The 17,623-nt window shown below is 49.8% G+C and carries 9 protein-coding genes; all 9 read right to left on the reverse strand.

Annotation, left to right across the window (positions count from 1 at the left end; all coding sequences use genetic code 11):
• Positions 1–33 precede the first annotated feature (33 nt).
• Positions 34–3,072, reverse strand: coding sequence for a YhgE/Pip domain-containing protein (locus tag ABD76_RS17765; RefSeq protein WP_197258543.1), 3,039 nt, complete (start codon positions 3,070–3,072; stop codon positions 34–36).
• A gap of 515 nt (positions 3,073–3,587) precedes the next feature.
• Complete coding sequence (locus ABD76_RS17770; RefSeq protein WP_197258544.1) at positions 3,588–4,025, reverse strand: glycosyltransferase; 438 nt, start codon at positions 4,023–4,025, stop codon at positions 3,588–3,590.
• 181 nt (positions 4,026–4,206) lie between these two features.
• Positions 4,207–4,932, reverse strand: a complete 726-nt coding sequence (locus ABD76_RS17775) for a response regulator (protein ID WP_197258545.1) — start codon at positions 4,930–4,932, stop codon at positions 4,207–4,209.
• 4 nt (positions 4,933–4,936) lie between these two features.
• On the reverse strand, positions 4,937–6,097 hold the full coding sequence (locus tag ABD76_RS17780; RefSeq protein ID WP_168179133.1) for a sensor histidine kinase: 1,161 nt from the start codon (positions 6,095–6,097) through the stop codon (positions 4,937–4,939).
• Positions 6,098–6,158: 61 nt separating this feature from the next.
• The gene (locus ABD76_RS17785) at positions 6,159–8,864 is read right to left on the reverse strand and encodes a stalk domain-containing protein (RefSeq protein ID WP_197258546.1); all 2,706 of its coding nucleotides are present in this window, start codon (positions 8,862–8,864) and stop codon (positions 6,159–6,161) included.
• A gap of 204 nt (positions 8,865–9,068) precedes the next feature.
• A complete protein-coding gene (locus ABD76_RS17790; protein ID WP_197258547.1) occupies positions 9,069–13,019 on the reverse strand; it encodes a SwmB domain-containing protein in 3,951 nt (1,316 codons plus the stop codon).
• 146 nt (positions 13,020–13,165) lie between these two features.
• Positions 13,166–14,368 carry a methionine adenosyltransferase gene (metK, locus tag ABD76_RS17795; protein WP_197258548.1) on the reverse strand — a complete coding sequence of 401 codons (1,203 nt, stop codon included), beginning with the start codon at positions 14,366–14,368 and terminating at the stop codon, positions 13,166–13,168.
• 160 nt (positions 14,369–14,528) lie between these two features.
• Positions 14,529–14,792, reverse strand: coding sequence for an alpha/beta-type small acid-soluble spore protein (locus ABD76_RS17800; protein ID WP_197258549.1), 264 nt, complete (start codon positions 14,790–14,792; stop codon positions 14,529–14,531).
• 155 nt (positions 14,793–14,947) lie between these two features.
• Positions 14,948–17,488: a hypothetical protein gene (locus tag ABD76_RS17805; RefSeq protein WP_197258550.1), complete on the reverse strand. Its 2,541-nt coding sequence runs from the start codon at positions 17,486–17,488 to the stop codon at positions 14,948–14,950.
• Between the last annotated feature and the right edge of the window lie 135 nt (positions 17,489–17,623).

Here is a 17,623-nt window from a genome sequence, read left to right on the forward strand (position 1 = left end):
CAGCGGCAAATGACAACCCTAATTTGGAAATACTTACAACAGCTTGCTCTTCTTTGCCTTTTGCAAAAATTTATCGCTTGATTTATTAATCGTTTTTTTCAAGCCGACTCCCAGCACGAACGCAATCCCGATATAAATAAGCAGGATTAACATATGCTTCGTGACGACAGGCCACAGAATGCCCCCGACCGCTTCCCTCATAATCGTGATGGCGTGAGTGAACGGCAAAAACGGGTGCAGCTTCTGGAAGAAGGCCGGTGTCATCTGAATCGGAAAGGTTCCGCCGGAGCTTGCCAGTTGGAATACGAGCAGTATGATGGATAATGCTTTCCCGACATTCCCGAAGACGGACACAAGCGTGTATACGATCGTGACGAATATGATACTGATGTATATTCCAAACAGGACGAACCAGAATTTATGAAGTACATAGGTTTTCAAAAGAAACATATCGCCCAGCGTTACAATCGTCGCCTGCCCGATGCCTAACGTGACAAACGTGAGCAGCCGGCCGAAATAAGCTTCGTAGCTTTTGTACTCATGCTTATTCTCAATATCGACAATCAGCATCGAAATCAGGAGCAGTCCGCCGACCCACAACGCCAACGTCGTGAAGAACGGCGACATCGCCGAACCATAATTCGGAATCGGGAACAGGTCATGCTCCTTCAGCAGCACGGGCTCCGCGAAGAAATCACTTTCTTGCTCCGCATCCCCGGTCAGCAGCTTGATGACTTCATCCAAATCGCCCGTTTCTTCAAAAGAACGAATTTTGGCGGCAATATCCCTGACCTTTCTGCTAAGCTCCGGGAACTCTCCGTTCACTTTGTCTAATTCCGTCTCGCCCAAGCGAACTTTATCCTTCACCTCGGCCAAGGCCGATTCGATTTTCGGAATCGCGGCAAACAGTTCATTTTCGATTTTCCGGACGAACTCCAGGCCTTGCCGCGATTTTTCCATCGAACGGCGGAAACCAGGGACCACATCCTTATCAATCGTCTCAACCGCATTATCGATGGAGGCAGCCGCATCCTTCGTGACCGAGCTAATCTGATTCAGCGTATCCTTCGTCGGCTTGTTCGCCTCGCCGGCAAATTCGCTGGCCCGAACTAACGCCTTCGAAATATCTTCCATTCGGCTCTCTATGTTCCGAAGCTTCGCAATCACATCCTCAATCGCGCCGTCATCCACGGACCTTTTCATGTTTTCCGCGACATCGATGAGTTTGCTGATCGCATTTTGGCCATCCTTCGTGCGCGCCGCCGCATTTCGAAGCTGATCTTCTACTTTATTAAAATCTTTAGCCAATAATTTGTCCGTCAACTTCACGACGGAAGTAGCGGCATCCTGCAATTTGCCCGATTTGTCGCGTGCCTCGTTAATGAGCTTCTCGATAGTGCCGCGGTTCGACTTAAAGCCGGGAGCGATGACATTGTCATAGCTGTCAGCCAGTTGGCCCGCCATAACCTCGGCCTTGTCCAGGAATTTTCCAATCAGACTGCTCACAAGCTCTGACACATTGCTGTTTTCAAGTTCCTTATTGATTTTATCGAGCAGCTCCTGCAGGCTCCCCGCGTTCGATTTCATGTTTTTCAACATGTCAATGAGCCATTGATAATCCGTACCCGTTAATTTCGAAATCTCTTCTGCCTTTTCAATCAGCTTATCGAGCGATCCCAGGCTATTTTCAAGTTGGCTTGCCGCTGCGGATAACGATCCCGCTATCTCCTTCCATTTCTCGGCAAGGGCGCTGCCATCTGCTTGCGCAAGCTGGTCCTTCGCCTTTTTGATCAGGTCTTGCACGCGGGTTAATTGCTCCCGGTATCGCTTGCCGGCCTGCTCCATGTCATCCAGTGCCTTCGTCAGCGCGGGGACGATGCGATTATCCAGATCCGTTCGGAACTGGCCAATCAGATCATTAATTTTGAGTGCCGTTCGCTGAATTTCCTTCAGCTTGTCCACAGCAAGCTCTTTCTTGTCGGCAACGATGCGGCGGGCTCTTTCCAATTGGCTGTTCAAATCTTCCAATTTGTTTTTCATGTCATACAGCGAGGAAACAATGTCATTCATGACCCCGCCAGCGGTTAGAGAATGATTGACGCCCTCGATTCTCGTAATCAGCTTCTGCAATGACCATATCCCTGAATTCAGTTCATCGCTTTTTTTGCTCAGTTCCTGTTCCACGACACGGAGATCAAGGTTGGAATTAATCGCATCGGTCATCGCCGACATTTCCGTCATCGTGTTTTGCAAGGCCTGCAAATCCTTTTTGACGACCGGAATGGCCTTCTCAAAGGTTTCGTCTCCCTTATCCAGGAACCGTTCCACATCGGAATCAACAGCCTCTTTTTTCTCTTTTTCGAAATCCTTGATTAAAGAAATCGCCGTTTCCGCTTTTTTGATAATATCATTCGCTTTTATTAAATCGACTTGGCCTTTCCGAATCATGCTTTCAATTTCCGGAATATTCTCTTCCAATTTGAAAAGATTGTCCTTCATTTTCAAAATCGAAGGCTTGTTCCCTTCCAGTTCCAGGCCAATCTCATTGAAAATTTCAAAGATGGCGCCGTTGGCCTCTTTCACGAAATTGCTGCGGATCGTTGACGTTACCCCCGTCGCCCCGGCCGATGTCACCTTCGGCGCAATTGCGTTCACCTTCTGATTAATAAAATAATCTAATTCCGCCTTCTCAGGGTGACTTGAAATGACAGAGGTTAACCTCTCGGAGAAATCTTCCGGAATGACGATGGCTGCATAATAGTCTCCGTGGTTGACGCCTTCCATCGCATCCTCTTTATCCACGAACCGCCATCCTAATTTATCGTTCTCCCTTAACGACTCGATGACCTTCTCGCCCACGTTGATGCTTTTATCCTGGACTTCGGAACCCTTATCCAGATTGACAACGGCCACGGAGACATCCTTCGTATTGGCGTACGGATCCCAGGACGGAAGAATATTGAACCAGGCATATAAGGAAGGGAGAATAACTACCGCCAAAATAACAATAATCGCAGCCGGATTTTTAATAATGTTGCGAAGGTCTGTTATGTAAATTTTCAATATATTCATCGTTCACCATACCCTGTCTTAAGCTGTTAATGTAATAAATCATTTGCCGCATAAATCTTTCCCCAGAACCCCAGAACTAATTTGGATATTTAGTCAGATGTTCTAGCTATTATACTTGTTCTAGTAGCAAACTGCAAGGAACCCCTTCTAAAATATGTATTTTTCTATCCAAATATCACTCGTATCCCTCTCATAGAACAAAAAAAGATGCCTCCCATGTACGCAAGCCTGCGGCAACAGGCTCACAGAAGCATCCCCCAACAATATGGCTCGATTATATCGATTGCAAAAGCAACGCAACACGGAATGAGTCCCTGCTTGTCAGTATATCTTGGAGAGGCGATAAGGCGTACCTTAAAAATGCACCTACTATACTACAAAACATATTCATTTTATAGTAATCCAAATTGCCCGGAGCGGGTTCGCACGAAAAAAATGAAATCAATTTAAAACCTTGCCCCTGTCCGGGCTTTATTCCTTCTCATTGTACCGGACCATTACGGCACACAACTGGCTCAGATAGCGCTTCCAGACATAAAAGGGACCTTGCGCAGATCCTCCGCCCGATTCAAGCGGACAACGACAAATGCTTCGGCCGGCTGTCTCGACTCCAGCTCATCCAGGACCCGATCCACTTCCTCCGGCGCTACGACAACCGCATTCCAGCTTATTTGCGCTCCCCGGACCGCACGCTCGGCGATTGCCAGCGTTGCATCCGTCGATCCGCAGTCCAGCAGTGTCATATGCAGTTGACGCCCTCTTAACCAGGTATAGAAACCAAAGGCCCGTACCATCCATTCAATGTGGCGTTCATCATTCTCGCTGACGATGACAACATGCATCCATGGCGCAGGACGAGAGCCCCGTACCAGCTTCTGCCACCCATGCGCGAGATGAACGGCCGCCACCGCTATCCCATAGCATCCGATAATCCAACATAGCATCGCGATCATGCGGCCACCTCCCTTTGTAACACTGTATGCCGAAGGAGATGGCAGGGTGACGGACGAGAATCGCAAATTTGCGCCAACATGAAAAAAGGACGCACTTCCAGCGCCCGGCAAGCCTTCCCGGCTGCAGTGCCGAGAAGCTTCGACTTGGAAATGCGTCCTCTCTATGAATGACCACCAACGATTACAACGTGACCCATCCGTTTTTAATGGAGTTAATGACCGCCTGCGTCCGATCGTCAACCTCCATTTTTTGCAGAATGCTGCTGACATGGTTCTTGACGGTCTTCTCGCTGATGAACAAGTATTCGCCAATCATCTTGTTGCTCTTGCCTTCCGCCATCAGACGGAGCACTTCGGCCTCACGGCGAGTAAGCGGGTTATCTTCCGCCGCCACGAAGCGCACGCCCGAATCATGGGAGGAGGATTGATTACTCACGACGCCATGCCCGTCCAGAATCGTCATTCGGCGCAGCTGTTGAATCAGCTTGCCCGTCACCTTCGGATGAATGAATGCATAGCCGCTTACGACCGACCGGATCGCGTTGATCAGCGACTCGGCCTCCATATCCTTGAGCAGATAGCCGGATGCGCCCTTGCGCAGCGTCTCGAATACATAGCTCTCGTCGTCATGAATAGATAGAATGATAACTTTGACATCCGGGAAAATATCGCGAAGACGCTCGGTGGCGACGACGCCGTTCTCTACCGGCATATTGATGTCCATCAGGACGACGTCCGGGACTTCCTTGTTGCAGAATTCCACAACCTGAATCCCGTCGCCGCATTCCCCGATGACTTCCAGATCGTCCTCCATGTTCAAAATCCGCTTCAAACCTTCGCGAAAAAGCTGATGATCGTCAGCAAGGAGTACTTTGATGCTAGGCTTTTCCTGTGTTCGATGCTCCATAGATTTACTCCTCTCTCTTCTCCACATTTGTCGGAATTTGTATCACGATTCGCGTGCCGCGGTTCTCGGCGGAGTAGATCTCCATGTGGCCTTCGAGCAGTTCGACACGCTCCTTCATCCCAAGCAGACCGAAATGCATATGTTCCTTCGACTTGACCTCCAGGGAATCCAGCTTGAAGCCGAATCCGTTATCCCGAACGACAACCCGCACCTCCTCCGGCTCATAGGTCAGTTCACAGGTCACGTTCGTCGGATGCCCATGCTTGGCCGCATTGGTGAACGCCTCCTGTACCAGCCTGTATATAGCCGCCTCCATCGCCGACTTCAACCGGCGCTCATGCCCCCGAATCTCGAAGGAGGTTCGAATCCGGTTCTTCTCCTCATAATCATGAATGAACTTGCGCAATGTCGGCACCAACCCCAAATCATCGAGGGCCATCGGCCGCAAATTGTATATAATCTTCCGAATTTCCTCCAGACCGAATCGCACTTGCGATCGTAAATCTACTATTTCGTGCTTCACCGACTGAAAATCCTGCTTCGAAATCATTCTTTCTACAATTTCCGTCCTCAGCACTAGATTGGCCAGCGACTGAGCAGGACCGTCATGAATCTCCCGGGCGATCCGCTTGCGCTCCTCTTCCTGGGCCAGAATAATCTTCAGGCCGAGAAGCTGCCGATTCTTCGCCGATTCCAGAATGCGGGTCACTTGACCCAGATCTCCGGACAGATACTCCAACGCCACGCTCATCTGGGAACCAATCGTCTCCGCACGTTCAATCGATCCTTCCACGGCGCGCAGCCGCTTCTGCAGATCGTCCCTGCGGGTCTTCAGGTAGCCTTCCTTCTCACGGTATATCATCAGTTCCAGCTGCAACTGCGTTGCTTTCTCATAAGCTAGCTTAATATCCTCTTCCGTGTAGCGGACAAAATCTCGGCTTACCTCGGTCAAACGCAAACGAGCCAGACGATATTTCCGTTCCAGCTCGTCCACTTTATCGCAAATTTCCGCCGTCTGATTCAACACTTCCTGAAGCTCGTGGCTCATCGTGACGGCTTCATTCCGGGAGGAATCCAATATTTCAAATATTTGATATTTGCTTTCTTCCATGACTTTGATGGCGTTTTTTATCACGCGATCAATGTTTCCGACCTGATTGTCCACTAACGCTCCGTCTCCTTGACTTTAGAGGATGAATTGGATATTCATCCTTTATCATACCATATTAACGGATAGTAATGGACTTCGTTTTTTTATCCCATTTTACAGATAGGCCTAATTGTTCCGACACCAATCTCAGAGGGACTAAAGTACGACCTTGCCGGACGATCGGAGCGACGTCGGACTTACTTTTTTTCCCGTTCTGGGTAAACGTCTTCTCACCCACGATCATATCGATCATCGAATTGCCGCGCAGCGCGGTCACCCGACTCGTCTTCCCATCCCAGTCGGTATCTCCGCCGAATGCGTCAATAATCGTGCGCACCGGCACGTAAGTGACGTTATTCAAGACCAACGGAGCGACATCGAGCTGCTGCTTCTCCCCGTTCAGTCGGGCTGTCTTGCTGCCTACCGTCAATTCCATTGCAGGGCGGTTCAAGACGGCATCCGTTCCGGCCGGAAGCTTGACGATAAGATTATCGATCGCAACCGTGCCTTGCGGCACTCTTTCATCTTGATCCTCTTTTGGATTATATAAATAAATGCGCTTCAGCTTCGCTCCGGATGATAGATTCAGAGCGGACAGATCGGCCTCTACCGTCTTCCAGCCTTCCCAGTTCACCGATTCCACAATGCTGATATAGTGCGCCTTGGAGCCGTCGTGAATCTCCATACGCAAATTGTTGAAGCTGTTATCTCCATAGACGTCCAGCTTCATTCCGCTCGTTCCGCCCGGCAAGGCGATGCCGCTGCCGCCGTTCAATTCGGCATAAGCGAATTTGTCGCCGGTTCCGGACGTCATGTCATAGGACAGCTTGAGCACCTTGTCATTGGCGGAGCGGCCGCCAAATCCGCCTTCCACCGTCACCTTGCCCGTTGTCGCGTTCTTCGGCAGGCCGGAGAAAGCTACCGGATAGTTGACCGCATTGAAGTCTTCCAGCTTCTTCTCCGCTCCCGGAGTAAGCGGGATCATCGTCCGCATGCCGTCATAGCTCGCAATCGCGTACCCGATCTTTCCGCCCTCTGGCACGGAATCGACCTGCAGCACGCCGTCGGCGACCGTACCCTTGAATCCGCGCAGCTCCCATTGCACGGAGCTGGTTGGCAGCGTGGCGGTACTGCCATCCTGCAGCGTCACCTTGACCGGCAGCGCAGCCTTCGTACCGGCAACCAACGGCGCCGAAGAAGCGCCAATGCGAATTTCGTCGATCTGATCCGCCCCGATGACCTGGACCTTTTCCGTCGTCTTCGCCCCGCCGGACGTCGCCGTGACCTCCGCGGTTCCGGCCTTCATCGCCGTGAAGGCGGAGCCGTTCCATTTCAGCTTGTCATTGCTGGAGCTCCATTTGATGTCAGCGGTTGAGGCATCAACCGGATTGTAATACTGGTCATAAGCCTTCAAGCTAAAGGTTGCTTGCTGGCCGATGAACAGGGTCTTTTCTCCGGCCAGGGTCATGCCCTTGACTTCTCCCTTCGGAGCGGTCGTATACACGCCGATTCCGTTGACGACCGAACGGATATTATTGCCGCCTTCCTTCGTCTCGAAGGTCAGCTTCGTCTCCGTCTCGCCCAGCGGACGGTTGGCCATCGTCGTCGATCCGCCTCCGTCGAGGTTGACCGCCCGCCATATGCCGGCCTCTGCCAAAGCTTGCTGGAATTCCTTCAACGTCAAGCCTGAGCTGATGCTGTTCGATTGCGCCGTAACGAGGTACGCATAGCGCCCGTCCTTCGAATAGCCGACTGCCGTTCTCGCCGTTGCCGATCCGCCGCTGATTCCGCTCGTATCGCGGGTGAAGCTGACGGTCTTGCCATTGTCAACGAGCAACGTATGGCCGCTTATCATCATCTGGAAGGAGGAAGGATCAACCGACTGTCCATTGCTCTGCGCGATGAGATGATAGTTCGCCTCCACGCTTGCCCCGACCTGCAGATTGTTCCGCATGAACTGCGCCGCCGTTCCGTGTCCGCGCAAAATGTAGCCATCCTCCGGAACCTCGATCGGCAGCGGGCCCGATTCCGATATTTGTTCAACCACGCCGTTCCGGACCAGCGCCTCGGTCGGAGTCGTCGAGCTGTCATTCGGACGGACCGTGCCCTTCCAAGCGCTCGTATAAATATACAACGCGTTGATATGGCTGTGCTGGCCGCCCGGCTCCTTATTGTATTTCATCTTGTTAATGCCCGCGAGCGGGAACGTCTGGCCATCCGGCAGGTGGACGCTGCCTTCGAACCGGTATTGATCGATGGTCGGCGTGCCGTCCTGCTTGACCGCGAAGGCATACATGCCCTGCAGCTCCGCAGGGCTCGTGATCAGGACCCCGTCATCAATCGAGGCGCCCATCGGCACGCGATCCGAGCTCATCATCCAGTAGTCTCCGTTTACCCCCGCCACAGCGCCGGTTTCCTTAGTCATTCGCGTTACCGTCTGGCCTACGGCCGTCTTGCCGTTCTGGCCGGTCATGACATCGAGCTTGATGTACGGATTTTTCAGATCCGCCTCAATAATGTTGAGAATGGTCGTGTACGTCTTGCTATTGCGAACCGTCTTATATTGATAGGTGACGAGCTTGGCTCCCGAGGTGATAATTTCCTCGCTCAACTTCTTGAGCGACTGAACGGATCCGCTCGCTTCAACGACCGCCGGAGTTCCCCAACTCCAGCCTGCTGCCGGCTGCATCAACAGCGCGCCCGACAACACCAATACAACGGCTACCCGGACACCCGCGTGCCGCTTCGGCATCCGCCCATCGGATGCTTCGATTCTCTTCATGTTTCTACTCTCCCATTTCCTTGCTAGTATGTAATTTGACAACTGTGAAGACAATAAACCTATAAACTCTATTACATATAGACGACTCTATTCTACTAAAAGTTGCGTTTCTGTAACCAAATATCCTATATTTCCCGGGACATATAACGACAAAAAGCCCCATCCTCTGTTCCCCGACAAAGGATGGGGCTTTGTAATATAGATTTAGAAGTTGATCGTAATATGATCGATCGACAGCAACAACCGGCGCAGCAGGATCGCCGCTTGGGCTCTCGTTGCCGAGCCTTTCGGATCGAATTTGTCCCGCTTCACGCCTTGAATCAGGCCTGATTGCACGGCTTGAGCCACGGTTGGAGCTCCGAGTCTCGTAATGTGCTTGCTGTCTTTGAATACGCTCAGCACCGTCGTTGTCGTCCGCGGCAGACTATGTCCGGCCGCCTCCGACGCCCGCACCATCATCTGCGTCAATTGCTCCCGGGTGATGCTGTCGTTCGGCTTGAAGGTGCCGTCCGGGAACCCGCTGATAATGCCAGCCTTAATCGCTGCGCCGATATAGGCGCCGTTGATCGTGGAATTGCTCACATCCGGGAAGCGCTTGGCCGCTTCCGCATTCGGTTCCAGTCCGAGAGCCCGCGAGATGGCAACAGCGAATTCCTCCCGCGTAATCGGCTTGTTCGGCTCGAACTTCGTGCTGCTGCGTCCTTCCATAATCATTTTGGCAGACATGGCCGTCATATCATTGTTAGCCCAATGGCTCGTCACATCGATATAGACTTTATTGCCGATTGTCAACGCGGCAATCACGCTCTTCTTCACCTTGGTTACGCCAACCGTGACCGTACCGGAGCGGTACAGCTTCGTCGGAAGATAGGCCAGTTGGCTGTTGCTCGTCTGATACTCGACAATCGCGGTCCGATTCGCCGTAACCGTATCGGTCGTTCTTATTTTAATGACGGCTTCCATCTTCAACTCGGTCAAACCGCTGACCTGGCTGCCGGAATAGCCGTATAACGTAAACTGATGCGCCCGCACCAACGCGGTCGCCTGTATCCGGCTCAACGCATTCACGATGTTGGTCTGCTGCGATTGGGCCGGCTCAATCTCGATGAGCAAGTAAGAGTTCGAGATCGAGCCTTTCAAGCTCTGCACGATCTGAATAATCGTATCGCGGCTAATCGTGATGCCGTACAGCATGTTCCCATACTTGATGGCGAACAATACCGGCTCCTTCGCGATATAGGCGGAATCGAACGCGCTCAACGGAATGGACACCCGTGCCGCTGTCTCTCCCGACGGCACTTCATACATCAGTTGCTTATCCGCGCCGCCCGAGGTGGCCACGAACTGAAAGGCGGTCTTCAGCTTGTTCGCGTCCAACGTATAGCGGTTGACCACTTGCCCGCTGGTGGCGCGGTCGGAGGACTTCTGCGCCGCATCATCCACGAGCACGAACATGGAGTCGATAAAGGAGGTATCCTTCGCCAGCTTGACGAAATTGGCCCCTGCCAAGTCCTCCAGGCTTACCGTCACGTTCATATTGCTGAACGTCTTAATCTCCACGCCCGATGTCGATCGGATGGCTCTCGTTCCGCCTCCGTTATAACTTACGGTCAACTCGTCCGCCTTCGCCGGCGGATTCAACAGCTCGATGGTTACCTTCGTGCCGCTGACATTCACCTGTCTGACCGACACCAGTTGGCTGCCGGCACGAACATAGAATGGTCCGTTAGAGGAGAACTGCATGCTCTCCAGCGTTTTGTTGAACGTCAATACGATCGAAGGCGAGGTCCAATTCGCCGATTGCACGACCGGCGTGTCGCTGTCTGTCGTATTGCCGACAGAGACAAGATTCAGGTTCACCGCGAAATTTCCGTTCAGATCTTTTAACTGCGGATAGCCCCGGACATACGACACCGTAACGATGTCAGTCTTGAGTACGGCCGATTGCAGCGTCAGGAACACTTTGTTCTCTTTAATTTCGACCTTAGTTACATACCGGGCCTTCTCATTCACTAGGACCGAGAAATGGCTCACCAACGGGATAGAGTTTATATCAAGCGCCTTATTATAGGTCAGCGTCAACCGATTCCCGGTAACGCCGGTCTCCGTTAGTTGAGGAGGCTGCTTATCATGCGTATTGCGCACGAAGACGCCCTCAAAGGCTGAAATTCTTCCTCCACGCGTATCCTCCAGCGGGTAACTGCCTGGCGTGTAGCTAACCTTCACCACTTCACCATCCGAGGCATACCGATTCAGCGTAAGGTAGATGTACGACCCGCTATTCGTAATTTTATCGATACCGACAGCAGATCCATTGAACGTAACGGTGAACTGGCTGTACGCGTTTGTAGATACGCTCTTTAACGACTCATTCAAGATGATGACTAATTTATCATTCGTAACAAAGCTCTCTCTTACATTCGTGAGAGAGGAAGTGACTTTATTTTCTACATTTCGGGCGCTGAAGGCGGCAGCCGCGTTGCCCAATACATCTCGAACAAGCTTGAACTTCCCGGCATAACTAATACGGACATCCTGCCCCACGGAGACGCCGCTCTCCAGAGAAACATATACATAATTCCCTGACGTATACGCATTGTCTACCCGGCGTTCCTGATTGTTTACCGTGACCTTAAATTCATTCGCTGGCGGATTCGCGGTCGAGTCCAGTGCTTTATTGTACCGAATTTGTATGATCGAGCTATTATACATTTTGATGTCTTCAACCGTCGGCGGATTGCGATCCGTTACTCCAGTCGAAAATGTCCATGCATTAGAGAGACCCTGGAATTCATTACCCGATCGATCCTTTACGGCCCCGCGTGCAATATTTACGGTATAGACTGTATTATCCTGCAATCTGCCGTTATTGCCTTTCAGAAGAATCCATAGCTCTTTTTCATTATTGACTCGGACATCAATCGATTCCTTTATCGAACTGCCCTGCCGAATCAGTTCTACCCCAGAACCGGTATATATAATCGGTTTATTGAATGTAGCGATAATTACATTTGATACCGACACCCCAGCTGTATTCCGCGATGGATGAAAAGTGGTGATTGTCGGAGCCGACGTGTCAATGGGAACCGTCTGAAAGCTCCAAGAATCGGCTTTTGTTGTAAAATAACCGTCGGCATTGCGGAAGGCTCCCGCCGGTATTTCAATCGTATATGTCTGATTCTGTTCGAATGACAGCGCGTTGGATTGAAGCATAGTTGTGCCGCCGCCTGTTAAAGAAGTAACCAAAATTTTATGCTTAATCTTTCCATCGGAAGACTTGATCAATATTTCGCCGCTTCCTTGATAGGCTGGCTTATCAAATGTAAGCTCCAGCCGCATCGTTTGGACTGCTCCCGGGCCCGGGGCCGGGACTTTTTTCACGATTGAAGGCGGAATTGTATCTGTTCCGCGCGCCGTCTCAAAATACCACTTCACCGCATCTGAAATTCCCTCTACCGGAGTGCCATCCAATTCAATGAAAGCTCCTTCAGGCATTCTAATATAATAGGCGGTTCCTGCATCCAGCTTATACTTGATTGTATAGGCCGCTACTGTCCCATTTGCTCTCAATTCAAAGTCGGAAGCTCGAATTTCGGCAACAATTTTACCAGTACTTAATGAAATGATCTCGATCAATCCAGAGCCCGCTTTGACCGGCTGCTTAAAGGTAATTTCAAGACTCGGGGTAACACTAACCTCCTTCCCTTGCGGAGAATAGGATTCCACTTGCGGTTCAGACTTGACCGTAAATGACCAGGACTGTGCCTCAATGAATTTGTTAGTCGACTGTGTATAGAACATAAGGCGATCAATGGTAACATCATAAGTCGCCCCCCGCTCCAGAGGCGGCATACCGGACAGCGTAAAGGTCTGGTTATCAGCCGTGGTCACAAGGCCGCTGCCATCCTTGCCGTCCTGCGAAAACTTCAACGGTGTTCCTCCGCCCCGTTTCGTGACGGTAACGAATCCGTTGACCATCACCATCCGTTGTGTGAACGAGAATTGGATGGGGGAGTTAAGCGGGACTACAGCCTGCCCTGTCGCTGTAATGCTTGGATCTGTGACAGCTTCCGCGCGCACGATCCCAAGTCCCCATCCTATCGCTCCACTTATCAGTATCACGATGGCAAGTAAGGCCGAGAGCCATCTCTTCATTGCTGTTTGCTCCTTTCCTTCCGAAAGACAGTTGTACTTTATTTGTCGGTCAGAAAGGGCAATTTTTTTAGAACCGAGGGTAAGTTATCTATGAAAACAAAAAACCTTCTTCCGCCCTATATAACAGAAGAAGGTCTTTAAATATATTATGCTCCAGCTTGCTCGCGGAGCGCATCGGCTTTGTCGGTCCGTTCCCACGGAAGATCGACATCCGTACGTCCGAAGTGGCCGTATGCAGCCGTTTGCTTATAAATCGGCCGGCGCAGATCCAGCATGCTGATAATTCCGGCCGGACGCAAATCGAAGTTATTTTTAATCAGTTCAACGAGCTTTTCTTCACTTACTTTGCCCGTTCCGTACGTATCTACACTAATCGATACCGGGTTCGCTACGCCGATGGCATACGCGAGCTGGATCTCGCATTTATCGGCCAGACCGGCTGCTACGATGTTTTTAGCCACATAGCGGGCCGCATACGCCGCAGAACGGTCTACCTTGGTCGGATCTTTGCCAGAAAAAGCGCCGCCGCCATGGCGCGCATAGCCGCCGTACGTATCGACGATGATTTTGCGTCCGGTCAATCCGGCATCGCCTTGAGGGCCGCCAATAACAAAGCGTCCTGTTGGATTGATAAAGTATTTCGTTTTCTCGTCCAGCCATTCAGCCGGCACGACTGGCGCGATAACGTGTTCACGAATATCATTCTGGATTTGTTCCAGCGTCGCTTCTTCCGCATGCTGCGTCGATACGACGATTGTGTCTACACGCACTGGTTTGCCATCCATATATTCAATCGTAACTTGCGTTTTACCGTCCGGGCGAAGGTAAGGCAGCGTACCATCTTTGCGCACCTCGGACAGACGGCGTGCAATCCGGTGGGACAGCGCAATCGGCAGCGGCATCAATTCGGGCGTCTCATTCGATGCGAAGCCGAACATCAAGCCTTGGTCTCCCGCTCCGATATTGGCTGTCTCTTGCTGCATTTCACTTTCGTTACGAGTTTCAATCGCTGCATTCACCCCTTGGGCGATATCAGGGGACTGCTCATTGAGCGAGGTCAAAACGGCACACGTACTATAATCGAAGCCATACTTGGCACGTGTATAACCGATTTCCTTAATGGTATTCCGCACAATGGATGGAATATCCACATAATCCGCCTTGGTGCTGATTTCACCGATTACAAGTACTAATCCCGTAGCAACGGATACTTCACATGCAACACGAGCATTCGGATCGTTTGCCAAAAAGGCGTCCAACACCGCATCGGAAATCTGGTCGCATATTTTATCCGGGTGTCCTTCGGTTACGGACTCGGATGTGAACAGATGGCGTCCTTTCAATGACATAGGACTCGACCTCCTAACCCTTAATATGGCTCCCTTGTGAGCAGCCTAAACAAAAAACGAACCTTTTCCTTCATGGAAAAGGTTGTTATACCAGCCTTCGAAAAATCATAATACTTGATTTGTCGGGTCCTGTCAATGAATGAACAAAAAGTTCTTCTGCCTATTTTTGCCGCAACGCATGGGTCACGAGACGCTTCGTAATCTCGCCGCCAACGGAGCCTGCATCACGTGAGGTTAGATGCCCCCAGTCATCGCGATGGGCCGCCGGTTGGGCTGGCATGCTCCCCAGTTCAGATGCAAATTCCGTATCCATCCCCAAGTACGCCCCTTGATGAGCCACAGGCAGTCCGAATTCGGCAGCAATTTCATATTTCATTTGATAAAGTGCATTTTTACTGTCAGGAACCAGCTTTTTTCTCGCCACGGAATGATTCCTCCTTCAGGTATCGTTATACCTATTATGCCCATCAGGAGCCGAGCCACCCGCAGGAAATGTTGCCCGCCTTGCCAGCTCATGCTAAAAATTATTTATGGCAACCTAAAAAAATCCCCTCAGTAAGAGGGGATTGCAGGAATAAATTACTCGCGGAAATTTTTGATATTATATCTGCTGCTGTAGCTGGCCAATTTAATTCTTTCGCCTTGGAAGAAATCATATAGAGAAACTTGAAATGCTCCGTTTTCAACCTGTTCGAAGAATGCATCCGTTAATGATGTGGAGAACGATTTGTTTTTTCCTTCATGCAGATCTTTATTGAATTCGAGAGTCGTTTCAACTTTCCGTCCACTCGTATCGGTAATCTCAAGCACAAGTTTATGCCCATATTCACCCATATTATATTGCTCTTCACGAGTCAAGTCATACGTGAACTCAACCGACAAGTTTGGCGATTTATTCGCCGTGGCATAGAAATTGGAAATCGTTAAGGTGTACGGGAACATATCAAGTTTATTAAAGTCTTTCTTGAAGGAAGGCTGCTGCATATCCAAATTCATCGCTACGGCATTTACGTAACCGTCGGACTCTCCTTTTGGAGGTGTCAACTTGTTTTCGGTAATCCCTTCCCCGATAACTAGCTGCATCTCTTTTGCATCAATGGAATTCGGCATTTTCGCCCACACCGTGACAATATTTCGTCCATCTGGACTTGTTGGTCCCTCAACTTGCGTAATGTTCGCTTTATAATAACGCCCGTCTTTTGTACGGTAATAACCGACCAATTGTGACAGTGTCGTTTGACGCTCCTCGAGACTCTTCATGACCAAATCCGTGTATACAACTTGCTCCACATTGCCTTTATAAACTTTGCTGTTGCGAGCCATAATATCGGCTTTTCGGCCTTGCGTCATCAAATTATGATAGGTGCCATATTCTACAACAGGCAGCTCAGCCAGGCTTCCGATATTTGTGAACTGGATCAATTGAGCGGCATCGGTTTCCCCGATTTTTTCCAATAGGGCGATTTGAATTTGCGTGAAATCCAAATAGCTCGGAATTTTTGTGACGACATATACATCAACTTCTTCTTTTGGCCCGATGATTAGGGTGCCGTTGGAGCTGACCACCTGTGTTTTGCCGCTTATGTCTGCGGAGTCCAATTTAAAGACACCTTCTAGCGCCGGCAATTGGATCGTCTTGAATTCTTTATTGCGAATCTTCATTTTAGCGGATACAATATCCCCGTCTGTCCAAGGAAGTCTTTGCAAGGAATCAATGGATACCCCCAACGTTCCTTTGGAATGCTGAACATTGTACTCTGTTCCGATTTTATTTTGCATCGTTTGCAATTCTGGAAGCGCGTAGATTCCTTCCGGATATTTAAACTCGACGTTTTTTTGCTCCGGATCGGATGGTCGGTTCATGTGGAGCTTCAGCTCTTCTGTACCAATTTCTGTAGAAACGACAGCCGTCAACGTGATAGGACGTTTTTCCATTGGCTTCAGTACCATATTTTCCATTGATTTGGTTACAATCGGTACGGAAAATCCTTTTGGACCTCTCATCTCAAACTCATATTTTGGTACCGTAACTTCGCGATTCGATAAATTTTCGAACATAAAGGTAACCGAGACATCATTTTTGTCATAGCTTTGGTTCGTCCAAGCTGACGCTATCTTCGTCCTAACCTTAGACTCACCGATTGTAATCACTTTCTCATCATACGCTTTTACATTGGAACTGTTTGTTGTCGATTTCGGGAGAACGAAGGTGCCGACAGGAAGCGTTATCTTGGCTGTCTCATCTTCCTCCAGAACTTGCATCTCGAGCTTATCCACTTTAACTTTATTTGGAATCATGGTCATAAAATTCAACGTTTTTTTCTCGCCAGGTTGAAGCTTATATTCTTTGCTCGAATTATCCGGAACGAGCGGATAGCTGTTTCCGTTCGCTGTTTTAACTACATATTTATATGCTGGATTTTCAAGCATCTTGAAGCCGGCATTCTCCACATTCACAGCTACATTAACGTAATGATAGTCATCGGATGGGAAGATATTGACTCGGCTTACACTTGTTTTGATCGGAATGTCATTCATCCGAATCGATTTATATTTCCCTGTTTGCGTTGCCGTTACATAGTTTGCCGGGATTTGAAACGAACCTAATTTCTTTTCAAAGTTTGGTTGGCTAAAATCCCATTTAATCACATCAAATATCAAGTCATTCGCGGTAAGATGCTTTGCAACCTTGGCATAATAAGTCAGGGTAAGTGAAGATTGGGCAGGAATCGTCTTTTTCCCTTGATCTTTCGTAGTCAGATTCGTTGGGTACACCGTGTTGCTTTTTGTGCGAACTTTGGTCCAATAGTCGATTAAGGGAATGCTTCTGGCCTCGTTATTCGTATACGTAATCGTGTACGTCAAAATATTGGCATCCTCTTGCTTGTACAAATTGACGTCAGTTAACTTCACCGAGCTTTTGGCTGTGACTTTTACCGGGCTTAACTTATCGAGCGTATAGAGAGCTGCCGTTTTTTTATTTGCCGTCGCCTTCGATTGTTGTGATTTATTCGTCGCCGTCTTGGCAGCAGCAGCATGAGTGTCGGGAGCAATAACGGAAAACGTGCCTAGAGCAAGGGATAACGATAATAAGGCCGCTATCGTTCTGTTCTTATTCAATCTGCTTCCTCCTATGTATCCAAAATAATCTTATACCTAGTATAACGCAATTATGGAGGAGAAAGTTGCGATTTTTTAAGGGGATGAAGGGTTACAGTGTTGTAAGAAACCACAAATTGCTCTAATTGTAAACTG

The sequence above is a fragment of the Paenibacillus dendritiformis genome (assembly GCF_015845845.1).
In the GTDB taxonomy this organism is placed as follows: domain Bacteria; phylum Bacillota; class Bacilli; order Paenibacillales; family Paenibacillaceae; genus Paenibacillus_B; species Paenibacillus_B dendritiformis_C.

Bases quoted from the DNA above. Each gene is read 5' to 3' on its own strand.
- ABD76_RS17765 (WP_197258543.1), bottom strand. From the start codon at position 3,072: ATGAATATATTGAAAATTTACATAACAGACCTTCGCAACATTATTAAA.
- ABD76_RS17770 (WP_197258544.1), bottom strand. From the start codon at position 4,025: ATGATCGCGATGCTATGTTGGATTATCGGATGCTATGGGATAGCGGTG.
- ABD76_RS17775 (WP_197258545.1), bottom strand. From the start codon at position 4,932: ATGGAGCATCGAACACAGGAAAAGCCTAGCATCAAAGTACTCCTTGCT.
- ABD76_RS17785 (WP_197258546.1), bottom strand. From the start codon at position 8,864: ATGAAGAGAATCGAAGCATCCGATGGGCGGATGCCGAAGCGGCACGCG.
- ABD76_RS17790 (WP_197258547.1), bottom strand. From the start codon at position 13,019: ATGAAGAGATGGCTCTCGGCCTTACTTGCCATCGTGATACTGATAAGT.
- metK (WP_197258548.1), bottom strand. From the start codon at position 14,368: ATGTCATTGAAAGGACGCCATCTGTTCACATCCGAGTCCGTAACCGAA.